The sequence below is a fragment of the Anaerolineales bacterium genome (assembly GCA_015075725.1).
Classification (GTDB): domain Bacteria; phylum Chloroflexota; class Anaerolineae; order Anaerolineales; family Villigracilaceae; genus Villigracilis.
On the sequence record JABTTV010000001.1, the window covers coordinates 2,059,045 to 2,082,573 of the forward strand.

Below are 23,529 nucleotides of genomic sequence, written 5' to 3' on the forward strand. Positions count from 1 at the left end.
TGACTATGAGGCCGGAGCCGATCCATCAAAAACTGACAAGTCTCAGCGCCGTCTTTCCCGCGTTCAACGACGGCGGGACCATCGCCAGCATGATCGCAGCCGCATCGATCGCCTGCCGTAAAGTGACGGATGACTTCGAGATCATCGTCGTCGACGACGGCAGCGGGGATTACACGGCAGAAATGCTGGAGGAAATGCGAAGAAAATATTCAGAGTTGCGCGTTCTGACCCATGCATCGAATCGGGGATATGGCGGCGCGTTGCGCAGCGGATTTGCCGCCGCCACGAAGGATTGGGTCTTTTATACGGATGGCGATTCTCAATATAACCCGCTCGAACTTGAAAACCTTGCCTGTGCTGTCTTCAACGGCGCGCAATTGGTCAACGGTTACAAACTTTCGCGGAACGATTCGTTGGCACGCATGATCATCGGCCGGGCATATCATTATTTCGTGAAATTCCTGTTCAACATCCGCATTCGGGATGTGGATTGCGATTTCCGGCTCATTCCGCGCCGCATCCTTCAACGGATCGAGTTGACCAGCAACAGCGGAGCCATCTGCCTGGAATTGGTCAAGAAGCTCGAAGATTCCGGCTGCACCTTTGCAGAGGTTCCGGTCAATCATTTTTCGAGAAGATATGGCGTTTCGCAGTTCTTTGTTCCCTGGCGGATCATTCGAACATTGAAGCAGCTTACCGGTTTATATTGGAAATTAGTGGTCAAGAAGGAACATCTTCATAAACGACATAATGAACTTTGAAGGCATTTACAAAAGCCGGAAGGCATTGATAACAGGCGGACTTGGGTTTATCGGCAGTAATCTGGCTCGCAAGCTTCTCGATCTCGGCGCGGAGGTGACGATTTACGATAACGCCGACCCGGAGTCGGGGGCGAATCCGTTCAATCTGGATGGGATCAGGGATCGGCTTAGAGTCATCGAAGCGGATATTCGGGATGAACGCCAATTGCAGATTGCAGTGAAAGGTCAGCATTATCTATTCAATCTGGCGGGGGAAATGAGTCATATTGGCAGCATGAAAGACCCCTTCAAGGATTTGACCGTCAACGCGTTTGGACAGTTGACACTGCTGGAAGCATGCCGATTGCACAATCCGGAAGTCAGCATCGTCTTTGCTGGAACCCGTCAGGTGTATGGCCGCCCAACGTACCTGCCGGTCGATGAGAAGCATTTATTGACCCCGCTCGATAATAACGGCGTGAGCAAACGGGCGGGCGAGATGTATCATATTGTCTATCACCGCGTACATGGAATGGCAACCTGTGTGTTGAGGATGACGAATACTTATGGCGAAAGGATGCGCATCCGCGATGACCGGTTGACCTTCCTGGGTTGGTGGGTGCATCGGTTGCTGGAAGGTAAACCCATCCTTGTGTATGGCGGGGGCGGTCAGGTCCGGGATTTGAATCATGTGGACGATGTCGTGGACGCATTTCTGTGCTGCGCCCAACATCCGAAAGCGCGGGGGAAGATCTATAACCTTGGCGGGGAGCCGATCTGCCTGTTGGACCTGGCAAAGTTGATGATCGATGTGCATGGAAGCGGGGAGTATGAAATCGTCCCTTTCCCCGAAAACCTCAAGCGAATTAATATCGGCGATTATTACGGAAATTACAACCTGGTCAGGAGCGAGATCGGCTGGGAGCCGCGCATCTCGCATCGTCAGGGGATCAAACGCATGCTCGATTATTACCTGAAGTATTCAGAGCATTATCTCTGATGAGTTTTATCCCTGTTGTTGATCTTCGCCTGCAATACGAAGCGCTTCGCCCCGAGCTGGATGCTGCCGTCAACGGTGTGATTCGTCATCCCCGGCGGGACGCGCTGCGGGAGTTTCTTGACCGTCAGGGAATCCAAACCTTGATCCATTACCCGCTTCCCGTCCATCTTCAGCCTGGGTATGCAGACTTGGGCTTGGGTCGCGGGAGCCTGCCCCAGTCTGAGCGGGCGGCGGACGAAGTCCTTTCCCTGCCCATGTACCCCGATTTGACCGAGGATCAGTTGCAGCGGGTGGCGGATGCCGTCTGTTCGTTTTCCTAAGCCTGCGGGAGAATTGACAGGGTTTTCGCGAAACTTTTGCTCAAATGGGGGTAAAAAATAATGGACTGACTTTACCCGACTGTCATATTCTTACCTTGCTCCAGGCGGCATCCCTGCTACCGAGGACTGCGGCGGGAGCGCTTACGCAAGAGGTCTACTGTTGAAAATCATGACAAAAGCAACTACTCCTGCACGGCGTGTAGTGTGATAATTCCATCCAGGTAGACACTTAATTAACCGGAGGCTGTATGGCTAAGTTTACGCGTGAAGACGCTCTTGAATACCATCGTTTGAAAGGCAAACCTGGCAAGGTGGCGATCGTGCCGACCAAGCCGATGGATACCCAGCGGGACCTGAGCCTGGCGTATTCTCCCGGCGTGGCGGAACCGGTCCTGGAGATCGAAAAGAACCCGAATGACGCCTACGAATACACCTCGAAGGGCAACCTGGTGGCGGTCATTTCCAACGGGACGGCGATATTGGGTTTGGGTGATCGCGGCGCGCTGGCGGGCAAACCCGTGATGGAGGGCAAGGGGGTGCTGTTCAAGAAATTCGCCGATATCGATGTGTTCGATATCGAAGTCAACTCTCACGATCCGGATGAGATCATCAAGGTGGTTGCAGCGATCTCACCGACCTTTGGCGGCATCAACCTCGAGGACATCAAAGCGCCGGAATGTTTTTACATCGAGGAAGAGTTGAAGAAGATGCTGGACATCCCCGTCTTCCACGACGACCAGCATGGTACCGCGATCATTTCGGCGGCGGGACTTGCGAACGCGCTCGAGATCGTGGGCAAGAAACACAGCGAGATCCGGCTCGTCATCTCCGGCGCGGGCGCTTCGGCGATCTCGTGCGCGGAACTGGCGATCAGCTGGGGTGTAAAGCGCGAGAACATCATGCTGGTGGATACGAAAGGCGTCGTTTATAAGGGACGCAAGGAGGGGATGAATAAATACAAGGAAATGCTTGCAGGAGAAGATAAGGGGCATCGCACGCTGGCGGATGCAATGAAAGGCGCGGATGTGTTCTACGGGCTCTCGGTTGCGAATGTGCTTTCGCCGGAAATGGTGAAGAGCATGGCGAGCGACCCGATCATCTTTGCAATGGCGAATCCCGATCCGGAGATAAAACCGGAACTGGCGCGCGAAGCCCGCAAGGACGTCATCATCGCGACGGGGCGCTCGGATTATGCTAACCAGGTGAATAATGTATTGGGTTTCCCGTTCATCTTCCGCGGGGCGCTGGACATTCGCGCAAGGCAGATCAACGAAGAAATGAAATTTGCGGCGTCGAAAGCCCTGGCAGCGTTGGCAAAGGAAGATGTGCCCGATTCAGTCATCAGGGCGTATGGAGGCGAGACGATCAAGTTCGGGCGCGAGTACATCATCCCGAAGCCGCTCGATCCTCGCGTGTTGCTGTGGGAAGCTCCCGCCGTGGCGGAAATGGGCATGCAGACCGGCGTTGCCCGCAAGACGATCGATATCGATGAGTACCGCGAACAATTGGCGTTCCGGCAGGGCCGGGGTGAGCGCATCCGGTATTTCTTCCAGAACAAGGCGCAATCTTCGGGGGGGAGGAAGCGCGTGGCATTTGCCGAGGGAGAAGAGCAGAAGATCATCCGTGCGGCGTATCAGATCAAGGAAGAGGGGATCGCCACGCCTGTGTTGATCGGAAGGCCCCAGGTCATCCAAAAACTTGTCGATGAATTGGGCATGCCTTACAGTCCGGAGGTATTCGATCCTTCGGATTTCAAGCGGCATGAGGAATATGCGCAGGCGTATTTCGAATTGCGCGGCCGAAAAGGAGTGACGCTCGCCGTCGCCAGAAAGCGCGTGCGACAGACGAATATTCTGGGTTCAATGATGGTCAAAATGGGAGACGCTGACGCCTTTGTCTCGGGCTTGACATATGACTATCCGGATGTGATCCGCCCTGCTTTGCGGATTCATCACACGGCTCCAGGCGTGACACGCGCCGCAGGCGTCTACATCATGATCGTGGATGACAGGGTATATCTCTTTACCGATGCGACGGTGAACATCGACCCGACGGCGGAGGATTTGGCGGAGATTGCATGTCTCGCTGCGGACTATGCAGTGAAATTGGAACTCGACCCGCGCGTGGCATTCCTCTCGTTCTCGAATTTCGGCTCCACACCGCATCCGCTTTCCGATAAAGTCCGCAAAGCGGTGCAGTTGGTAAAAAAGCGCCGCCCCGACTTGCGCGTGGACGGTGAGATGCAGGCGGATACGGCGGTTGTGCAGGAGATCATCGAAGAACGTTATCCGTTCAGCGCGGTGAAGGATGCGAATGTGCTGGTCTTTCCGTCTCTCGAATCCGCGAACATCGCTTATAAACTGCTTGCGAGACTCGGCAACGCTAAAGCGATCGGTCCGATCCTTTTGGGTGTTGGCGCGCCGGTTCACGTCCTGCAGACGGGTGACGATGTCAATGCGATTGTGCAGATCGCTTCGGTGGCGGTGATGGATGCGATGGGGAGGTAGGGAAAGAGCCGAGATTAGAGAATTGGAGATTGGTAAATTGGTGAGACCCTGAAGGTGAAAGCCTTTGGGGTCTTTTTGATTTAAAGGGGTAAATTTTTCCACACCTCTCCTCTGAATACTGATCAGTGCTCACTATTTACTTTCCACTCCCCGCCCTTCTACTCGCTCATCGCAAGCTTCCCACCTTTGTTATACTTCCCCTCCATGAACAACAAACTAGAATCCATCGCCCGCAAGATTACCGCCATCCTCTTCGCACAGCAATCGCTCGCATCCGCCGGGTTTATCGCCGCGGCGACGCTCAATTCCATCGTCGGCAAGGAGTTGAGTCAACATGCCAATTGGGCGGGCGTGCCGACGGCGGTTTATCTCCTGGCGGGCGCGTTCTCCGCTTATATGTGGGGATATGTGTATGACGCCATCGGCAGGCGCAACGGGTTGACGACGGGTCTCACTACAGGTGTGATCGGCTCTTGCGTGACCTTCTATTCGATTGCCATTCATTCCTTTCCGATCTTTCTAGGCGGGATGGTCCTGATGGGCATCGCCAACTCGGCGGTGACTCTCGGCCGTTTCGCCGCTGCGGAGGTCAACAAGCCCGAGCATCGCGGGCAAGCCATCTCCAACGTGGTCATCGGCGGGACGGTCGGCTCGGTCATTGGTCCCTTCGTGGCGGGACCCGCAGGTTCGCTCGTCGGTTCCTGGGGCATCGATGAACTTGCGGGCGCTTATCTTGTGGCGGCGATCCTTTTTGCGATTGGGGCAATGGTTGTTTTTTCCGGTTTACGGCCCGACCCGCGCGAGATCGGCAAACAAATTGCGGAGCAATTCCCTGAAACCCTGGTCACGCATACCCACGAACGAGGCTTGTTCGAGATCTTCCGTCAGCCCGCGGCGCTGGTGGCATTGCTCGCCATGGTGCTCGGGCAGATGGTGATGGTGCTGGTCATGGTCATCACGTCTCTGCATATGCGCGAGCACGATCATGGGCTTACGGATATTTCCGCGGTGATCGCATCGCATACCTTTGGCATGTACGCGTTCTCCATCATCTCGGGCCGCCTTGCGGATAAATGGGGTCGCGGCACAGTCATCCTGATCGGCTCATCCACGCTCATCGTTGCCTGCATCGCCGCGACGATTTCGCCGGATGTGCTTCCGCTCGGCGTGGCATTGTTCCTGCTCGGCTTGGGCTGGAATTTTTGTTTCGTCGCCGGTTCGGCTCTGCTTGCCGATCAACTTTCCCCCGCGGAACGCGCGCGCACACAAGGATTCAATGATCTTCTGGTCGGTCTCGCCTCCGCGCTCGGAAGTTTGGAAAGCGGATTCATCTTCGCCTCGCTCGGTTACAACATGATGGCATACGTCAGCGCGGCGGTGGCATTGATTCCGTTCGCGGTCGTTCTCTTTTGGATGATTCGAAAACCCGCCCCGCCCAAACCCGTTTTATGATTCGTCTCCTCGGACCTCGCTATAAATTATTTTTTCTGTTCTACGCGTTCGGCGCGGGGCTGACCCTCTTCATCGGACGGCTGACTGAATTCCACGCGCTTGGCAACGACTATTGGAACATCCTCTACTATGGGCGGCACATGACCCTTTCCCAGCCCGAGTCGCTCTACAACGGATTCTTCCCATTTGGATACGCCTTCCTTATCGGACAGATGCCCTTTACATATGTATTGCCGCTGTCGTACATTTTGAACGCGCTTCTTTTCGGTCTTTTTCTTGCTTCTGTTTCCACGCTTGTTTCCTACACCGGTTCAATTCCCGCCACGATCATTGCGTTCTACTCGGCGGTTGCCGCTCCCTTCGTTTATCAAAACGCCATCACCCTCGGTCCCGACATTGGCGCAGCGGCATTCACGGCATTTGCCGTTTTTCTATTACTTAACGATTGGTTTTCTGAAGAACAGAGCAGGTTGACCGATTCCCGCGCTATCCTTGCCGGGATTTCACTCGGGCTTTCCTTCCTTTGGCGCACACATGCTTTGGTTTCCATCCTCGCCATCCTTGCCGGATATTTTCTGCTAACGAAGTTGCATCCGCTTCGTTCGTCGATTCTTCTGCTCGTTTCGACGATCAGCGTGGCAGGATTGCAGGTTCTCGTCAACCTTATTTCCGGTCACGGACCTTTCGAGACGGCGCAGGCATTCAATCTTTATAAATTCTTCCACGGCGTGGACTGGACCCACCCGCCCGGACCGGAAGAGATCGAAAAGTTTTCCCTTTTCAAAACCATCACCGAAGACCCCGTCCGTGCCTGGGGTTTGTATCGACCTTTCCTTTTTTATTTCCTTTCGCATGCCTGGGCGGCGTTTCTGGCGTTCGCGCTCTCACCAAGGTCGCGTTTTGCCAGGTTTTCCCTCTTTTCATTCATCTTCATCCTTCTCTACGCAATCCCCATTTCCCTCAGTGACAGCGCCCGTTCGCCTGTCGTGCTGATGACGATCTTTCTGCCATCCGCCGCGATTTTGCTGGTTGTCTTGATAGAAATTGCGAAAAGACCCCTTCCCAATCTCCATTTTCTTGAATGGGTCGTAACCGGGTTGTTCATTGCCGCCGGGTTTCAAACCTTTTCCAATTGGCTCCTTTACGACATCGGCATCACCCGCGCCGCGATTGCTGAACGCAGAGTCTTATCCGTCATCGAGCAAACCCTGGTCTCGAACGGCATGACATCCCCAACCGAGGTCTTTGCAGACCGATATGATTTCTACACGCCGGCCACCATGCCTTACCGCGCGCGCAGCATCGATAAATGGTCGCTCGACTGGTTCTGGGGAATGGGGGAGGAATATCCGCTCCTGCCCAATGATTCATGGGAATCGTTTTCGACCGCATGCAGAGAGCAGGGCATTCGCTTCCTTGTCCTCGGTCCCAACAGTCATTACCGCGGCGCGATCTTTCCCCCGATTTATGACGATCAAATTGACCTCGACGCCTTCGGTTTGCGCTTCATCGGGCAGCGGGGGAAGATGAGGATTTACGAGATTAAATGAAATCGCGCCTCCAACTCTTCTTCAGGTCGGCGGAAGGGATTGGATTCCTCGCCGCCGTGATGGTCTCGATCCCATTGATCTTTCGCAATGCGATCATCCACGATTTCCCCATGGGGTATGCCGGCTTGTTTACCCAAATGGCGAAACAGGTTGCCGAAGCGAATTTTGTTCTCCCAGCCGAGTCGCCTTATTATGGTCCGGGCGGAATTCCATTTGCCTATCCGCCTTTTGGTTTGTATCTTCTGGCAGTCTTCATCAAGATCACTGGGAAGTACTTCATCTTCCTGCGCTGGCTTCCTCCCTTGTTTGGTTTGGTTTCAGTGTGTCTGACGTACCTCCTCGCGCAAAAATTTTTCAAGCTTCCTTTCGCGTCCATGACGGCGGCGATCCTGGCGGCCGCATCGTTGGATCTGCATACCGCACATATCTGGTCGTCGGGGATCGTCCGCGGGCTCGCTTTCATTTTCACGATCCTTTTCATAATCGCCTACTCCTCAAACCCGGAGCTGCGAACGCCGAGGAGATTGATGGTGTCGAGCCTTTTCTTCGGGCTTGCGGTGCTCAGTCACCTTGCTTATGGCTTGTTCTGTTTTTTCTGGCTCGCAGCCGCTTCTTTTTCGATCCGGCATTGGAAAAAATCCCTGATCGATACGGTCAGCATAGGTCTGGGCGCGGGACTTTTAGCAAGCGTGTGGGTCCTCCCGGTCGCATCCCTGCATGGATGGGATGTTTTCTGGGGGGCTTTGAATTCCCATGGGGGCAATGCCTTTTTTGTCGAGGCTGTGAGCATTTCCGGCTTGATACGGCTGTTGTATTTCAACCTAACCCCATTAGTGTCAAATCCTCTCTTAGCGGGGCTGGTGGTTATAGGGATTTTTTATTTGTTGCGGCATGGATATTTTCGATTCGTGTTTTTCTTTTTACTAGTGACCCTTTTCTTTCCTGAAAATGCCCGCTTTGTATCATGGCTTGGATGTTTCACTGCCGGGTATGGGCTCTGGTCGATCTCCGATCGATTACGCGGCTGGGGTGCGAGATTCGTAAACGTCCCCCGATTTATCTGGATCGTGATCGTCATGTTCCCGGCGCTTGCCTTGCTTTGGCTGGATGGATTTTCCTCTGTGGGGCGCTTTACACCGCTTCTTACCGAATCTGTGCTTGATTTACAGGCGAAACGGTCGGAAGTGTTCCAGGATGATGGAAGGTATCTCGCCTTATTGATCCAGGATGAAGCGGAGTGGATGCCTTTCCTTTTGGAACTGGATCCGCTCGTATCTCAGTGGGGGAGTGAATGGCTTGGCGATTACGACGAGCAGACCCGATTGATGTCCCTATTTCAGACCTGCCGCAAGGAGAAGGACTGGGCATGTGTAAATTCCGCGTTGAATGAAACTGGTGCAGCGCCCCGCTTCATCATTACCTATCGGATCGAGGAAAAACTGAACGAACAAATCTCGGCGGACGATGCCTGGGCGGAAATCTATGCCAATAGACGGTATATCGTCTGGCAGGTGGTCGAGGCGCGTTGAGTTTCGCATCAGGCTTGAGAAAAAAAAGAGTCTGCGGAAAACGCAGACTCTTTTTATAACGTCCGGGCTAGCGTTTGATCTTCTTCCCGCCTTTAATTCCGGTTGACCTTAAAGACCTGCCAGCCGAAGCCGCGCCGCTTGACCTGGATGTCCTGGCTGGCTTCATGCCGCTCCCGATATTTTTACCGAACATACTCAAAGTTGTATTGAGCGCTTTTTCCGCATCGGCTTCGTTCATGCCTGTGCGTCTGGTCAATTCATTGATCATGCCGCTCTGATAAAGGATGTTCGGATCGACCTTGCCGGAACCCATCTGAGTGAGCATATCGTCGAGGTCGAAGGTATTCGAATCACGCCCCGATGTGGGGTGATGCGCCAGTAATTTATGCGCCACGAGGGAGACGACAACCATGGCGATCTCGGGCGGGATGTTCATCTTTTTGGCGAGTTTCGCGACGAAAGGCTGCAGCAGCATCATGAGCGGATTGCTCCCCGCCATGGGCTGGCTCATGGACCCGGGCTGATTCCCTCCCATGAACATTTCGAGCATGCCCATCATGTTACCCAATCCACCCTGTTGACCCGCTCCTGGCATTTGTGGTTGACCTCCGCCAAGCAAGCCGCCGATCAGGTCGGTCATTGGGTCTGAGCTCTGGCTGGGCATGCCGCCTTGCTGACGGGAATTGACGAGCACCTTGAGGATATCTTCCATTGACATGCGATTTCTCCTTGGTTAAAAAAAGCGCGGCGATGGCGCCGCGCCAGTGGTTTCCTAGCTTTCCGATTTTTCAGGGGAGGGCTTGGTTTCGGGTTTACTTTCCGTCGAGGATTTTTTCGAAGTAGTACTCTCTCCCGAGCGCGATTTGTGGTCGGTGGCGTAGAATCCGGATCCCTTGAAGATGATCTTGGTGGGGGTGATGATCTTTTTAAGTGCTTTCTTGCGGCATTCGGGGCAGGTCTTCAACGGCGCATCGGTGAAGGATTGCTGGCGTTCGAATTGCACTCCGCAATTCTCGCATCGATAGGTATAGACGGGCATACGTGCTCTCCTTGCTTCTTTCTTTAATTACCTGGTTACGTTGGAGGCATTATAGCGTGCATGGATGGACGTGGCAAGCCTGAACAAGTGGCATGTTATAATTTTCTTATATTACAGACCTGACGGGTTTCAAATGCCCGTCAGGTCTTCTGGAGTAAAAAATGTTGAAGATCGAGATCGTCTACTGCGCAGTCTGACATTACACGGGCCGGGCCGTGAGCCTGGCAGACGAGTTGCTGAAGAATTACGAGCATGTCATCGAGGCGCTGATTCTTGTCCCCTCGGGCGAAGGCAGGTTCGAGGTCAGCGCGAACGGGAAGTTGATCTACTCCAAATTGCAGACCAAGCGTCATGCCGAGGCAGGGGAGATTCTCGGTCTCATCTCGAAGATGGTTGATTAACCATAGGGCGGGCTTGCCATACCCCATGGGTTAATTCAAAATTTTGTCGGGCGAGAATCCTGACCTACAATACAAACTAAGGAATACGAATGGCAATAAAAGGACGAGTGTTTTCTGGCGCACGCCCCACCGGCCGCCAGCATTTGGGGAATTATCTTGGGGCGATCCAAAACTATGTGGAATTGCAGACCGACTACGATTGCGTCTATTGCATCGTGGACGTCCATGCGTTGACGACAGTGGAAACCACGCAGGAGCTTCGCAAAAACACCTTTGAAATGGCGCTCGATTGGCTTGCGGCGGGGATTCGCCCGGAAGATTCGATTTTGTTCGTGCAGTCGCATGTGCCCGAAGTGATGGAACTGCACACCTATCTTTCAATGGTCACCCCGCTCGGTAAACTGACCGACCTGCCAACCTTCAAGGAAAAGGTGCGCCAACAGCCGGAAAATGTAAACTACGGTTTGCTCGGCTACCCCGTATTGATGACCGCCGATATTGTTCTTTATAAAACCGATATCGTCCCCGTCGGCATTGACCAGGCTCCGCACATCGAGTTTGCGCGCGAGACCGTCCGCTCGTTCAATTATCGCTTCAATACTAAGGCGTTGATCGAACCGCAGGTCAAGCACACAGAAGTGAAGAAAGTCCTCGGCATCGATGGGAAAGAGAAGATGAGCAAAAGTCTTAATAATCATATCGAACTGGCGCTCGCCCCCGAAGAGACCGTCAAACGTGTGCGTGAGATGGTCACCGACCCGGCACGCCAGCGCAAGTCCGATCCCGGCAATCCAGATATCTGTAACGTGTTCACGATGCATAGGATATTCTCTCCGCAGGAAGAAGTGGACATGATCAACATCGAATGCCGCAAAGCGGGCATCGGCTGCGTGGATTGCAAACTGCGTTTTGCTGCCAATCTTAATAAACATCTGGAACCCTTCCGCGCCAGACGCGCTGCGTTTGAAGCCAAGCCATCCGAAGTGCAGGATGTTCTTGACCATGGCGGTAAACGCGCCCGTGCCATTGCGCAAGCGACGATGGCGGAAGTCCGCGAGGCGATGAAACTACCGTAAGTGATACATTGGGAATTGGCAAGTTGGTTTTCGACGACCTGCCAATTTACCGATCTATTTTCCTCACATGCGCGTTCTTATCCAGCGAGTATCCAAAGCCAGCGTTATCGTCGAAGGACAGACCATTTCCAGCATCGGAAAAGGTCTGTTGATTTTATTGGGCGTCGGTCACGGCGATGGGGAAGATTCTGCCCGATTCCTCGCCGAAAAGACAGCCAATTTACGGATATTCGAGGACGAGCAGGGCAAGACCAACCTTTCGGTTTTGGATGTCAAAGGGGAGGTTATCGTTGTTTCGCAGTTCACACTCTATGCAGACACGCGCAAAGGACGACGCCCTTCCTTCATCGACGCCGCTTTGCCCGCTGCTGCCGAACCGCTGGTGAATCGATTCGTCGAGCTCCTTCGTTCACACGACGTTCCAACTCAAACTGGGAAGTTTGGCGCGCACATGGAGGTCGAGATCCACAACGACGGACCTGTCACGATCTGGCTCGAGAAATAATCCATGAAGCGGCCCAACTTTATACAGCGTCAGATTCACCGCATCTTGATGATCCGCCCTGTGACTGAACTGTTGGCTCCACATACCGTTGCAATCGATAAATTCTTTCTCAAATTGACAAGAGGCAGGCAAACCCTCTCGGAACTGGCGGGATGGAATATCGTCCATGTATCCATGGTTGGCGCGAAATCGGGCAGGGTGATCGATCTTATCCTTATCGCCATCGCCTGTGAGGAGAAATTTGCCCTCATCGCTTCGAACTTTGGGCGCCCGCATCACCCGAAATGGTATTTTAATTTGCTGAATACGCCCAAGTGCAGGGTCCGGGTCAATGGAGAGTATCTGGATTACGTCGCGCGTGAAGCGGAAGGCGAGGAGCATGAGAGGTTTTGGCAGTTGGCCGTGGATCACTATGCCGGGTATGAAAAATACAAGGAAAGAGCCGCGCCTCGTCGCATTCCGGTCATCCTCCTCGAGCCGGTGAAATGATTGCCAAGATTAGAATTTCATGATAAATTAAGCCTTGAAGGATGCAAGAGGTTTTCGTTGCGGAAGGAAGAAGACAACGGCTCAAAGCAAGACCTGAGCCGTATTTTTTTACCACCCGATGAACACAACTGCGTCACCCAATTCTTTACTTTTGCTCAGGAGGCAAATATGGCTGAACGTATCATCGGCACGGTGAAGTGGTTCAATGGAACCAAAGGCTACGGTTTCATCGAGCGTGAAGGCGGTCCCGACGTCTTCGTCCACTTTTCCGCCATTCGCGGTGATGGCTTCAAGAACCTGCAAGAGGGACAGAAGGTGGAATTTACCATCGAACAGGGTCCCAAAGGCTTGCAAGCCGCGGATGTTGTGGTTCTTTAATCGAACCTGATGAAAGAGCCTCGTCGTGAGACGGGGCTCTTTTTTCTTTTCGAAACCGGACTTTTCCTGATCGATTATTTTTTCTCCCCTCAGACCTTCATCTACTCTATGGCATCGCTTCACCCGGGACCCAAAGCCGGGCATCCACCTCGACAGCCATTGCCCCCGCCGTGAGCATGGACTCGACATCCGCGTGCGACCACACGCCGCCCGACCCGATGACCGGCAGCCCGATCATCCCTGCCGATCTGACGATATCCAATGAACGTGGAAACAGCGATTGTCCGTACATCCTTCCAGTGATCAAATCTCCAGTTCTGTCGTAAAGTGCCCCCCTTGGCGGCGCGATGCTGATCGCGCTAGCCCCGCCGTCCATCAGTGGACGCCCCAAGGTCAATACCTGTTCGTGCGGAAGCGCAAAGATGAGCGGAATTTCTCCCAAACACATCTCCAGATTCAATAGAATGATGTCATCTGCCAGCAGAGGCGCAAAACCGAGTTGGACCGCCATTACATTTTCCACAGTCTCCAACTCGCGCACCATGTTTTGGGTTTCCTCGGGCCGATCCGCCATGAGGTGGACGATGATCGGCAGTTCGGCGCGATTCCATTTGGCGGAAAATTTCTTTAGTACTGAGTGAAAGCCCGGGTTGGGTAAACCTGTATGGAGGAGGAATCCTCCAGGGAACTCGACCAAAGATGGGTGGAGGGTCGCTACACGGGGGCGAAGGGAGACGGGATTCGTCACGAACGCGCCAAGTTCGAGACCTCCGAGGTTTTTAAGACCTCGGAGGTCTGGGACGAAACCCAGCGATCCCGCCGCGTTGATTAGCGGTTTGCTAAAAAACAAGTCTCGTTTCATAGGTATTCCATATCGTTGCGAGGAACCAGGATGATATTTTACGATGGTTCCCGGCGGCTTGGGTATCGAATTGGAGCATCCCACCATTGGGGTGTTGCCTGTAATCGGTATGACGCTTAAGATGGGAAGCGCACCCGTGAGGCACCCCATCTCGCTGTCATTAATGGGCGGTCATGGAAAACGCATTTCGCTGACAATACCACGCTTTCCCGGGGCGAAGTTCACAAGGCTTGCTGAGAATGGGTGCATCGAATAACTTTATTGGAGAGAGAGCATGGATGTAATTTATACCGCTTCGTCGTTCAAGGCATTTTCGGGCAGCCTGTTTATGGTCGGTTTTTTCTTCGTTCTTGGTTTTGGGGGGTTGCTGCTCAACTACCTTCCCAGGCGCACCCGAAGGGAGAGTTTTCTTAAACGACACTCTTTCGGGTGCGTCAGTGTCTTATTGCTGATCTTTGGGGTTGCGACTTCGGTCGCAACGTTCAATACCTATCAGAACGGAGACAAGACCATCAGCGTCCGCGTGATCGAGAAAATGGAAAGAGTGGTCAAATGCAATGATTCGTATTGCACCGAATATGTCGTCGAAACCACCGACGGAGAGAAGTATTACGTCTTTGGGCTCTCGAAGGATACGTGGAACAAAATGGAAGCGGAAGCTTGTTATCGATTCACGTATTATCCCCTGAAACCCCTGCTGGCTGATTATTTGAAGGAAGAGAATGAGCACCCCAGTCTGTATGAGACGACAGGATATATTACTTTGATCGGGCGGATCGGCTGCTAAAGAAGGGATTCCCGCTTTACTTTACTGCGTGATACATCGTCAGCAGCGGAGTCCACTGCCTGGATCGTATGACCAGGTTCCGCTGAGTCAGATGCGATTCAAGGGCTTTGAGTCCGAAATCGGTGTCGGGATGTCCCCAGCGGAACAGCGCATCGAAGGCTTTCACGTCCATACCGCGGGGTTCTTCAAGGAAAAGGCTACCGCCCGGTTTTAGCACACGGACGATCTCATCGATGGCTTTTCGCCATTCGGGGATATGGTGCAGGACGCCGAAGATGATCACAACATCATTGTTGGCGTCGGCGAATCGGCTGAGGTCTTCCGCGCCTTGCACGATGAATTGAAATTGCGGATACTGCTTCTTCGCCAGGTCGATCTGTTCCTCCATCACGTCGAGGCCGATATAACTTTTTGGCGACAGGGAGGAAAGTAGAAAGGCGCCATAACCAGAGCCACAGCCGATCTCGAGGACATCTTTATCCCGCAGGTCAAGCCCCATGCGTTTGAACATGGGGAGTTCGAAAAAACGCTGGCCCCATTTGCGGGGCAGGGATTGCATGGCGCGGAATTCGGTCGTGGATAGTTTCATAAAAATTTTCCCCTCTCCGCTCGGGAGAGGGGTGTATGGTCAAACCGTTTCGATCAGACCCATCGCTTGCAACATCTCGTCATTGCTGGCGAACTTGAATTCTTCAAGCCCGCGCTTTTTGGCTTCCTCTGCTTCAACTGCCTCCAGTCGTTTGAGGTCTTCTTTTGTGATGACCGGCTTGGAAATAGCCTTGATCTTTTGGGCAACACTCTCCGGGTTGAGCTTTGCGGGGGTTTTCGTCTGGAGATACTGCAGGACCGCCTTGGCTGCGTTCGTGCCGTCCTTACGCGCGTAACCGACCAGCCCTTCGCTTGCCTTGCGCGACCAGCCGCCGACGAATACGCCTTCGATGGGCGATTCATAGGAAATGCCATCCACGGGGAAATTCGGTTCCTTGTTCTTGACGAATTCGCCCCACTCGACCGGCAGGCCGAAGTTCGCATCCACCTGGTCGCCAATGGCGAAGATGACCGTGTCCACTTCGATGGTGCGTTTGACGCCCGTGCCTTTTGCGCTTGTCTTTCCATCTCGTTCGGTGAGGATGTTATCTTCCACTTCTAGTTTGACCAGTTTTCCGTTTTCACCGATCATGCCGGTGGGCGAAGCAAGGAAGTCGAAATGGAATTTTGCATTCTCAGTTTTGGGATCCGCCTTGGCAAGCGCATCCAACACTTTGTGGCGTCCGATCTCCGGGTCCTGTTTGATCGCTTCGAGAACCGGGAGGACGCGTTTCATTTCGTTCTCGAACTCGGCATGGTCGAGGTAGGTGATCAAATGCTTCATCTCATCTTTGGTAAAGTTCACTTCAGCGGGTCCGCGCCGCACCACGGCAGTGACTTCCTCGGCTTTCTGGTGATTGATAAGGAAGCGCGCAATGTCGACCATCACGTTTCCCGCGCCGATGATTGCGCAACGTTTTCCAAAACGGAACTTGCGCTGGCTGAATGGCGGCAGTTTATTGTAATGATAGACGACATCCTTGGCGTGATAGACCCCTTCCAGTTCCTCGCCGGGCAGCCCGAGGCTCTTGGTCCCTTGCGCACCTGCCGAAACCAGCACCGCATCGAACCCAAGTGCCCGGATCTGATCGAGGGTAAAGTCACCCTTTTCGCTGACGACGACATTTCCATAATAATCAAGATTTGGCAGGTCCAGCGCCTGTCGAAACTGCTTCCTCAACCCTTCTTTCATGGTGTGCTTTTCCAGATAAATACCGTACTCGGCAAGACCGCCAGCCTTGATGTCCCGGTTAAGAAGCGTGACGCGCACATTATTGTTCGCAAGTTCACGCGCACCGAATATCCCAGCCGGTCCCGCACCGATCACTGCAACAGAAAATTGATTCTCCACGGTCGTTCCTCCTTGAAATTGGACGCAAACCATCGCATTATATTTGAAAACGGACACTCTCACAAGTCTGCCCCATCACTCTTTCATCTTACAACGAATCAAGCCGCTACCGTCCAATTATGTTAAGATTACATGACAAATGTAACGGGTCGAACAGGAGCCGCCATGACAGAAGAGCCGAAAAATGATGATCCTGTGGAAAAATTCCGCAAACTCATCGCGAGTTTTATTCCCCTTTCACGCCTGCCCAGGAAAGAGGTAAAGATGGACGATGGTAAGCACCCCCTCACCTCCCTGCCGCGCAAAAATGCGGAGAAAGGCGGTGCCATAAGTTCTCTCCCCAAAAAGGTGGAAGCCGCTCCGAAGACAATGAAAAACGGTTCGACTGAATCTCCCGGCCAGGATTCTCAAGCCCTTCCACCCGCCTCAGAATCCAGCCCGGAAATTGATTCGTCCCCCGGGGCTTGGAACTCCGTTTGGGGTCCCCGCCTCTGGACAACGGCAAGCACCATCTCGCTGACCATCAACATCATAATGACGATCATCCTGATCATTCTGGTCGTCAGCGTTTATCGCCTTAAACTCGACATGCAAAAGGTGATGAGCGCGGGCACTGCATTGATGAGTTTACCTTCCGGTCTGTATTCCAATTTCGAGAAGATGGAACGTGCCAGCATCCAGACGAACGTCGTCGTGGACGCCATGATCCCTGTCAAGTTTGACTTGCAACTGAACCAACCAACTGATGTCACCCTTAGTGAAAACGTCACGATTACGAACGCATTGGTCACAGTAAATACCGGCGGCTTAAACATCACCCAGGCGAATACGACCATTGTCCTGCCACAGGGGACCGTCCTGCCCATCACATTGAATCTCACCGTTCCAGTCGATAAACAGGTTCCCGTTACCTTGAACGTGCCGGTGAATATTCCACTCAGCGCCACTTCATTGAACGAACCCTTTGTCGGCTTGCAGGAAGTCATCCAACCCATTTACTGTGTGGTCAATCCGGAGGCTGTGAATATGGATGGTCAGCCGATCTGTCCGTAGGCTCCCTTGTCCATACGAGGAACGACGAAGCAATCTCATAACTTACTTTGGAGTTAAATGAAAAACGTTACCCAGGTCCAGTTGAAGAACGGCATGAAGGTCATGCTCAAGGAGATTCACACCGCGCCAATTATCTCGTCGTGGATCTGGTACAGGGTCGGCTCACGAGACGAATCGACTGGCAGGACCGGCATCTCTCATTGGACCGAGCATATGCTGTTCAAAGGAACGAAAAAATTTCCCGGCGGCATGCTGGACAAAGCCATCTCCCGCGACGGCGGGCGATGGAACGCCTCCACTTCACGTGATTCCACCCGTTATTATGAAACCATGCCCGGGGCCAAGATCGATCTTGCCTTGCGGCTCGAAGCGGACCGAATGACCAGGAGTCTTTTCGACCCAAAGGAGGTTGCCTCCGAACGGACGGTCATCATCTCGGAACGCGAAGGCTCCGAGAACGAGCCGATGTTCCTGCTGGGGGAGGCGGTACAAAACGCATCCTTCCGCGTGCATCCCTATCATCACGAGATCATCGGCGACATGGCCGATCTGCGCTCCATCACACGCGATGATTTGTTCGATCACTATCGCGCTTTTTACGTTCCGAACAACGCCGTCCTTTCAGTGGCGGGGGATTTCGACACCAGATCCATGCTCAAACGCATCAAGGAATTATTCGAGCCGATTCCCAGAGGGAACATCCCGCCGCGCCTCGCCCGACCTGAACCTGAACGAAAAGGAGAACTTCAGTTGACAGTGGAAGGTCCCGGCGAGACTGCATTCACGCAAATCGCCTATCCGTTTCCGAACGCCACCCATCCGGATTACTTTCCGCTTCAAGTGCTCGAAAGTTTGCTCAATGGCGCAAGCGGGCTTTCTTATAAAACCTGCCGCCTTTACCGAGCTCTGGTGGATACAAGCCTTGCCGTGGATGTTTCCGGCTGGTCCGAGTCGACGATCGATCCGTTCCTTTATCGTTTCACCATCGTGCATCGCCCGGATGTGAAACCGGAGAAAGCCCTCGCCGCGCTGGACGATGAAATCAAAAAAATGCAGGATGAACCCGCGCCTGAAGCGGAGATCCATCGCGCGGTCAAACAAGCTCGGGCGGTTTTTGCCTACGGCAGCGAGAACATCACGCATCAGGCTTTTTGGATGGGGTACACCTCGATGTTCTCCGATTACAGTTGGTACACTACGTATTTGGATAAACTCGCAAAGGTGACTCCAGACGACGTCCAGCGCGTGGCTCAGACGTACTTTCAACAAAATAAACGCGTGGTTGGGGCTTATGTCCCGGCAGGGAAGGCAAACTAGATGGCGGCAAAAACAAAATCCTCCTTCCCGAGCCCGGAAGATGTGTATCAGGTTACTTTACCGAACGGAATTACCGTTCTGGCGCGTTCCAACTTCAACAGCCCATCGGTCAATATTGGCGGGTATTTGCCCGCCGGTTCCATCTCCGAGACAGACGATAAACTTGGTCTGGCAGATTTTGTCACCAGCATGCTGATGCGCGGCACGCAAAAGAGAACCTTCGATGATATTTACAATGAGCTTGAATCTGTCGGAGCGAGCCTCGGTTTTGATTCCGGTGTCCACAATGTCAACTTCGGCGGACGGGCGCTCGTGGAAGATCTACCACTTCTGCTAAATCTATTGTCAGAATCCCTGCGCGCTCCGGGTTTCCCGAAAGATGAAGTCGAACGCTTGCGCGCGCAGCTGCTCACAGGCCTTGCCCTGCGCGCGCAGGATACCTCTGATATGGCGGACCTTCTCTTCGAGAAATTCCTCTATGCCGATCATCCCTACGGTAAGCCAACCGATGGGTTCGTGGAAACGGTTCAGGCGATCACGCGGGATGATTTGGAATCATTTCACCGCCTCCACTTCGGACCTCGCGGCCTGGTCATTGCTATCGTCGGCGCGATCCAACCGAGGAAGGCGGTTGAAGCGGTGGAGAAGGTCATGGGAGGCTGGTCGGTTCCGGGTCAGAAAGAGCCGCCTGCACTTCCTCCGCTGAAACCGTTGAAAAAACTCATCACAAAACATCATGCAATTCCAGGCAAGTCACAATCTGATCTCGTGGTTGGAACGATTGGGCCGAATCGTAAAAGCCCCGATCACATGGCGGCGTCGCTTGGGAATTCGGTGCTGGGTCAGTTTGGAATGATGGGGCGCATCGGCGATGCAGTGCGTGAAAAAGCCGGTCTGGCTTATTATGCCTATTCCAGTTTGCATTCGGGAATCGGACCTGGAAGTTGGGAGGTGGCCGCTGGGGTCAACCCAAAGAACCTAAAGAAAGCTCTCGACTTGATCGAGAAGGAACTTAAGCGCTTTGTAAAGAACGGAGTGACAAAGGAAGAACTTGCGGACAGCCAGGCAAATTTCATCGGACGCCTGCCATTGACGCTCGATTCGAACGGCGGCATGGTAAGCGCAATTCTCAATATCCACCGATACGACCTGGGGATGGATTACTATCAGCGTTATGAAAGTTTGGTGCGCAAAGTCACTCGCACCGATGTTGTCGACGTGGCAGGGAAATACATCGATCCGGAACGTCTTGTCATCGCGACAGCAGGACCGTGAAAGCAATAACGGTGAGCGAAGCGTAAAATGAACTTACGAACTGGCGTTGACTTGATCGAGATCAACCGGATAGCCGAGGCAATCGAGCGGCATGGGGAACGATTTTTGAATCGAGTTTATACCGATAACGAACAGAAGGAATGTAATGGGCGAATATCTTCTCTTGCTGTACGTTTTGCAGCAAAAGAAGCGGTGGCAAAAGCGCTTGGCTGCGGCATCGGCCTTGTCAGCTGGCTTGATATCGAAGTCCGCTCTGATGAGATGAAAGCACCTTATTTGATCCTGAGCAGGGAGGGAGAGAGGCTGGCAAAGAAAATGGGACTTGTAACCTGGTCGATCAGTTTGAGCCATGCGGAAAAAATGGCGATTGCATTTGTGGTTGCTATCGGCGAAAAATAAAAACCCTCCTGCACGCCAGTTTGCAGGAGGGCACAAGGAGATATGGCGGCGAAAGGAATTTCCATATCTCGGCTTGACGGGGGATGATTCTTACTTTTGATCTTCGACGCCGATCCAAAAATGCCCGGGCATTACTGGGCGATAGGGACGGATGATCAATTTTCCAAGTTCGAAATGGACCTTGCCGCCTTCCATCATGCTCGGATGCACAAGACACAGGTCTGGTTTACGCCCGAATTTTTTGTTGTAATAATCCATCGCTTTTTGGATCTTCACGCTCAGGGTCGTGCGCGGATCATTGTCGTACCATAAGAGTCCGGTGTGCATAGAACTTGCCTTTCTTTATTCGATTGAGGGGAGCCAGAACTTAAGCAATTGATCGCCTTCGCGCATGGCAAACTCGCCGGGAGCCAGGTGATTGAGCAGAGAATTGCCGGTAAGCATTTTTGCCATCTCCGCGTCTTCGACAACGCCAAACAGTCGCGTACGGAAGAACTCCAGCCATTCCAATTGGTCTTTTACGCGGTTGGCATTAATGGTGGCGAAGGTCCAAACGTGGCGGCTGGGACCGCGAAGGAGAAGCCAGCGCAGGTTTTGCTTCGCCTGATCATTCAGGCTGGTTATCGAACCCAGATCGTCTATGAACAGGAGAATGCATTGCCCTTCGCCTTTGTTGTTATGTGCCCAAGTAACAAGGGATTGCAGGAGTTCAACCGCGTTTTCTTCGTTGGAATGATAGATCCCGGCATTGTTTTCGCTTCCGTACAGGTCTTTCCACTCGTCGGGATTGCTCGATATGATCCCATATTGAACGGAGGACGGCGAATGAAGGATGTCCGTCCCGCGGGCAATGGTCTTCAAGAGGCGTGTCTTACCGCTGGACGAATCCCCCGCGATCAAAATCGGACCCGGAACCGGGTCGTACAAATTGAGCAGGACCGGCAACCCGTCATTTGCCATGCCAAGGAAGATCGCCTCGTGTGGGAGGGGGGAGATTCCGGCAAGGACTCTGCCGAGGTTTGGCAAAGCCTGCGCGGGCGGAGTCGGAGGCGAAACCTTTTTTCCCTTTTCTTCTTCCATGATTTCTGCCAATGCATTTAGCATCAGGTTGAGTTGATCGGTATCATTCATATTAGAACTTTTGTTCTAATAATAAACCAGACCAATTTCGCTGTCAAGGGGTCAGTTTTTGTCTTTCATATCAAATCCGTTGCCGGTAAAACCGCTTGACGCTCGGGGTTGTTTTGGTATAATCTGTCCGCTTATCGACTTGCCGACGTAGCTCAATCGGCAGAGCACCCGCCTTGTAAGCGGGCGGTTACGAGTTCGATTCTCGTCGTCGGCTCTGAGTTGCCGATTGAGAAGATGTCGGTGATTGAATGAAGAATAAAGCGAGGGCAGTTACCCAAGTGGCCAAAGGGGACTGACTGTAAATCAGTTGTCAGAAGACTTCGGAGGTTCGAATCCTTCACTGCCCACTGCATCAGCGTGTGCTGGTGCTCCCCAAATCGGGGAAAACAGCGCGTAATGCCCTCATAGCTCAGCTGGCAGAGCACACCCTTGGTAAGGGTGAGGTCACGGGTTCAAATCTCGTTGAGGGCTCAGTTGCTGAAAAGCATTTTTGATATCAATAAGGAGAGCGAAATATGGCGAAAGGAAAGTTTGACAGGAGCAAGCCGCATCTGAACGTAGGGACGATGGGGCACATCGACCACGGCAAGACGACGCTGACGGCTGCGATCACGAAAGTGGCGGGTTTCGCCGGGCAGGCGGAATTCAAAGCGTATGATCAGATCGACAATGCGCCGGAAGAGAAAGCGCGCGGGATCACGATCAACATTGCGCATGTCGAATACCAGACGGACAAGCGGCACTACGCCCACGTGGACATGCCGGGACACCGCGACTACATCAAGAACATGATCACGGGCGCGGCGCAGGTGGACGGCGCGATCCTGGTGGTGGCGGCTCCGGATGGACCAATGCCGCAGACCCGCGAACACGTGCTTTTGGCGCGCCAGGTGGAAGTGCCGAGTATTGTCGTGTTCCTGAACAAGGTCGACATGATGGACGACCCGGAGCTGCTCGAACTGGTCGAGTTGGAACTGCGCGAACTGCTCTCGAGCTACGGCTTCCCGGGCGACACGACCCCGATCGTGCGCGGCAGCGCCAAGAACGCGCTGGACAGCACCTCGACCGACCCGAACGCGCCGGAATATGCCTGCATCAAGGAGTTGCTGCGGGTGGTGGATGAATACATCCCGGAACCGAAGCGCGACAAGGACAAGCCGTTCATGATGGCGGTGGAGGACGTGTTCTCGATCAAGGGGCGCGGGACGGTGGTGACCGGACGGGTGGACCGCGGCGTCGCCAAGAAGGGCGACGCGATTGAGATCGTGGGTTTGCGCGAGACGAAGAGCAGTGTCATCACGGGCACCGAGATGTTCCACAAGGAGTTGGACGAAGTGGTGGCGGGCGACAACGCGGGCATCCTGCTGCGCGGCATCGAACGCACGGACGTGGAGCGCGGACAGGTGCTGGTGAAGCCGGGCTCGGTGACGCCGCACAAGAAGTTCCTGGCGGAGGTGTACGTGTTGAAGAAGGAAGAGGGCGGGCGTCACAAGGCATTCTTCTCTGGGTATCGACCGCAGTTCTACATTCGCACGATGGATGTGACGGGCGACATCAAGCTGCCGGACGGCGTGGAGATGGTGATGCCGGGCGACAACGTGAACCTGGAAGTGGAGTTGATCGTGCCGGTGGCGTTGGAGCAGGGCTCGAAGTTCGCCATCCGTGAAGGCGGTCTGACCGTCGGCGCCGGTGTCGTCACCAAGATCATCGCGTAATTTTGAGATGTCATTTTGGGCGTAGCGAAGAATTCCCGAGTTAACGAAGGATCCTTCACTCCGTT

The 23,529-nt window shown here is 53.6% G+C and carries 25 protein-coding genes and 3 tRNA genes; 21 read left to right on the forward strand and 7 right to left on the reverse strand.

Annotated features, from left to right (window positions below):
* The first annotated feature begins 5 nt into the window (after positions 1-5).
* From HS100_09925 to HS100_09955, 7 genes are all read left to right on the forward strand, one after another.
* Positions 6-761 carry a glycosyltransferase family 2 protein gene (locus HS100_09925; protein ID MBE7434226.1) on the forward strand — a complete coding sequence of 252 codons (756 nt, stop codon included), beginning with the start codon at positions 6-8 and terminating at the stop codon, positions 759-761.
* Positions 751-1,740 (forward strand): NAD-dependent epimerase/dehydratase family protein, encoded by a 990-nt coding sequence (locus HS100_09930; protein ID MBE7434227.1) that lies wholly within the window; start codon positions 751-753, stop codon positions 1,738-1,740. The genes HS100_09925 and HS100_09930 overlap by 11 nt, the downstream gene beginning before the upstream one ends.
* Positions 1,740-2,060, forward strand: a complete 321-nt coding sequence (locus tag HS100_09935; GenBank protein MBE7434228.1) for a DegT/DnrJ/EryC1/StrS family aminotransferase — start codon at positions 1,740-1,742, stop codon at positions 2,058-2,060. Before HS100_09930 ends, HS100_09935 begins: the two co-directional genes overlap by 1 nt.
* A gap of 248 nt (positions 2,061-2,308) precedes the next feature.
* Positions 2,309-4,567, forward strand: a complete 2,259-nt coding sequence (locus HS100_09940; GenBank protein MBE7434229.1) for an NADP-dependent malic enzyme — start codon at positions 2,309-2,311, stop codon at positions 4,565-4,567.
* Positions 4,568-4,771: 204 nt separating this feature from the next.
* Positions 4,772-6,019 carry an MFS transporter gene (locus HS100_09945; GenBank protein ID MBE7434230.1) on the forward strand — a complete coding sequence of 416 codons (1,248 nt, stop codon included), beginning with the start codon at positions 4,772-4,774 and terminating at the stop codon, positions 6,017-6,019.
* Positions 6,016-7,569: a hypothetical protein gene (locus HS100_09950; GenBank protein MBE7434231.1), complete on the forward strand. Its 1,554-nt coding sequence runs from the start codon at positions 6,016-6,018 to the stop codon at positions 7,567-7,569. The genes HS100_09945 and HS100_09950 overlap by 4 nt, the downstream gene beginning before the upstream one ends.
* Entirely contained in the window at positions 7,566-9,098 is a 1,533-nt protein-coding gene (locus HS100_09955; protein MBE7434232.1) for a glycosyltransferase family 39 protein, read from the forward strand. Before HS100_09950 ends, HS100_09955 begins: the two co-directional genes overlap by 4 nt.
* Positions 9,099-9,165: 67 nt before the next feature.
* Here the strand turns inward: HS100_09955 and HS100_09960 are convergent, their stop codons facing one another.
* Together HS100_09960 and HS100_09965 are read right to left on the reverse strand one after the other, a co-directional pair.
* On the reverse strand, positions 9,166-9,816 hold the full coding sequence (locus HS100_09960) for a hypothetical protein (GenBank protein MBE7434233.1): 651 nt from the start codon (positions 9,814-9,816) through the stop codon (positions 9,166-9,168).
* A 54-nt stretch (positions 9,817-9,870) separates the two neighbouring features.
* On the reverse strand, positions 9,871-10,137 hold the full coding sequence (locus HS100_09965) for a zinc ribbon domain-containing protein (GenBank protein MBE7434234.1): 267 nt from the start codon (positions 10,135-10,137) through the stop codon (positions 9,871-9,873).
* Positions 10,138-10,352: 215 nt separating this feature from the next.
* On the opposite strand from HS100_09965, the gene HS100_09970 reads away from it, so the two are divergent.
* From HS100_09970 to HS100_09990, 5 genes are all read left to right on the forward strand, one after another.
* A complete protein-coding gene (locus HS100_09970) occupies positions 10,353-10,538 on the forward strand; it encodes a SelT/SelW/SelH family protein (protein ID MBE7434235.1) in 186 nt (61 codons plus the stop codon).
* An 89-nt stretch (positions 10,539-10,627) separates the two neighbouring features.
* The gene (trpS, locus tag HS100_09975) at positions 10,628-11,614 is read left to right on the forward strand and encodes a tryptophan--tRNA ligase (GenBank protein MBE7434236.1); all 987 of its coding nucleotides are present in this window, start codon (positions 10,628-10,630) and stop codon (positions 11,612-11,614) included.
* A 67-nt stretch (positions 11,615-11,681) separates the two neighbouring features.
* The gene (locus HS100_09980) at positions 11,682-12,119 is read left to right on the forward strand and encodes a D-tyrosyl-tRNA(Tyr) deacylase (protein MBE7434237.1); all 438 of its coding nucleotides are present in this window, start codon (positions 11,682-11,684) and stop codon (positions 12,117-12,119) included.
* Between the two features lie 3 nt (positions 12,120-12,122).
* On the forward strand, positions 12,123-12,608 hold the full coding sequence (locus HS100_09985; protein ID MBE7434238.1) for a nitroreductase family deazaflavin-dependent oxidoreductase: 486 nt from the start codon (positions 12,123-12,125) through the stop codon (positions 12,606-12,608).
* Positions 12,609-12,776: 168 nt separating this feature from the next.
* Positions 12,777-12,986, forward strand: a complete 210-nt coding sequence (locus tag HS100_09990) for a cold-shock protein (protein ID MBE7434239.1) — start codon at positions 12,777-12,779, stop codon at positions 12,984-12,986.
* Positions 12,987-13,092: 106 nt separating this feature from the next.
* On the opposite strand, the gene HS100_09995 is transcribed toward HS100_09990, so the two are convergent.
* Positions 13,093-13,848: a hypothetical protein gene (locus HS100_09995; GenBank protein MBE7434240.1), complete on the reverse strand. Its 756-nt coding sequence runs from the start codon at positions 13,846-13,848 to the stop codon at positions 13,093-13,095.
* Between the two features lie 274 nt (positions 13,849-14,122).
* Here HS100_09995 and HS100_10000 point away from each other — a divergent pair, with 274 nt between their 5' ends.
* Positions 14,123-14,635, forward strand: coding sequence for a hypothetical protein (locus HS100_10000; GenBank protein MBE7434241.1), 513 nt, complete (start codon positions 14,123-14,125; stop codon positions 14,633-14,635).
* 16 nt (positions 14,636-14,651) lie between these two features.
* Here HS100_10000 and HS100_10005 read toward each other — a convergent pair whose 3' ends face one another.
* Together HS100_10005 and HS100_10010 are read right to left on the reverse strand one after the other, a co-directional pair.
* Complete coding sequence (locus HS100_10005) at positions 14,652-15,224, reverse strand: class I SAM-dependent methyltransferase (GenBank protein MBE7434242.1); 573 nt, start codon at positions 15,222-15,224, stop codon at positions 14,652-14,654.
* A gap of 39 nt (positions 15,225-15,263) precedes the next feature.
* A complete protein-coding gene (locus HS100_10010; protein MBE7434243.1) occupies positions 15,264-16,574 on the reverse strand; it encodes an FAD-dependent oxidoreductase in 1,311 nt (436 codons plus the stop codon).
* Positions 16,575-16,739: 165 nt separating this feature from the next.
* Here HS100_10010 and HS100_10015 point away from each other — a divergent pair, with 165 nt between their 5' ends.
* Genes HS100_10015 through acpS form a run of 4 tightly spaced genes read left to right on the forward strand, consistent with a single transcriptional unit; the run spans position 16,740 to position 20,618 of the window.
* On the forward strand, positions 16,740-17,627 hold the full coding sequence (locus HS100_10015) for a hypothetical protein (GenBank protein MBE7434244.1): 888 nt from the start codon (positions 16,740-16,742) through the stop codon (positions 17,625-17,627).
* Between the two features lie 57 nt (positions 17,628-17,684).
* Positions 17,685-18,944: an insulinase family protein gene (locus tag HS100_10020; protein MBE7434245.1), complete on the forward strand. Its 1,260-nt coding sequence runs from the start codon at positions 17,685-17,687 to the stop codon at positions 18,942-18,944.
* Positions 18,945-20,219, forward strand: coding sequence for an insulinase family protein (locus tag HS100_10025; GenBank protein ID MBE7434246.1), 1,275 nt, complete (start codon positions 18,945-18,947; stop codon positions 20,217-20,219). It begins immediately after the preceding gene.
* Positions 20,220-20,246: 27 nt separating this feature from the next.
* Positions 20,247-20,618 carry a holo-ACP synthase gene (acpS, locus tag HS100_10030; protein MBE7434247.1) on the forward strand — a complete coding sequence of 124 codons (372 nt, stop codon included), beginning with the start codon at positions 20,247-20,249 and terminating at the stop codon, positions 20,616-20,618.
* 90 nt (positions 20,619-20,708) lie between these two features.
* Here the strand turns inward: acpS and HS100_10035 are convergent, their stop codons facing one another.
* Together HS100_10035 and HS100_10040 are read right to left on the reverse strand one after the other, a co-directional pair.
* Positions 20,709-20,945, reverse strand: a complete 237-nt coding sequence (locus HS100_10035) for a hypothetical protein (protein ID MBE7434248.1) — start codon at positions 20,943-20,945, stop codon at positions 20,709-20,711.
* A 15-nt stretch (positions 20,946-20,960) separates the two neighbouring features.
* Positions 20,961-21,749: a hypothetical protein gene (locus HS100_10040; protein MBE7434249.1), complete on the reverse strand. Its 789-nt coding sequence runs from the start codon at positions 21,747-21,749 to the stop codon at positions 20,961-20,963.
* Between the two features lie 141 nt (positions 21,750-21,890).
* Between HS100_10040 and HS100_10045 the strand changes: the two genes are divergently transcribed.
* The 4 genes from HS100_10045 to tuf all read left to right on the forward strand — a co-directional run bounded on the left by HS100_10045 (position 21,891) and on the right by tuf (position 23,464).
* Positions 21,891-21,963: transfer RNA gene (locus HS100_10045), tRNA-Thr, on the forward strand.
* Positions 21,964-22,013: 50 nt separating this feature from the next.
* Positions 22,014-22,096: transfer RNA gene (locus HS100_10050), tRNA-Tyr, on the forward strand.
* 51 nt (positions 22,097-22,147) lie between these two features.
* Positions 22,148-22,220, forward strand: a tRNA-Thr gene (locus tag HS100_10055).
* A gap of 44 nt (positions 22,221-22,264) precedes the next feature.
* A complete protein-coding gene (gene tuf, locus HS100_10060) occupies positions 22,265-23,464 on the forward strand; it encodes an elongation factor Tu (protein ID MBE7434250.1) in 1,200 nt (399 codons plus the stop codon).
* Positions 23,465-23,529: the final 65 nt, after the last annotated feature.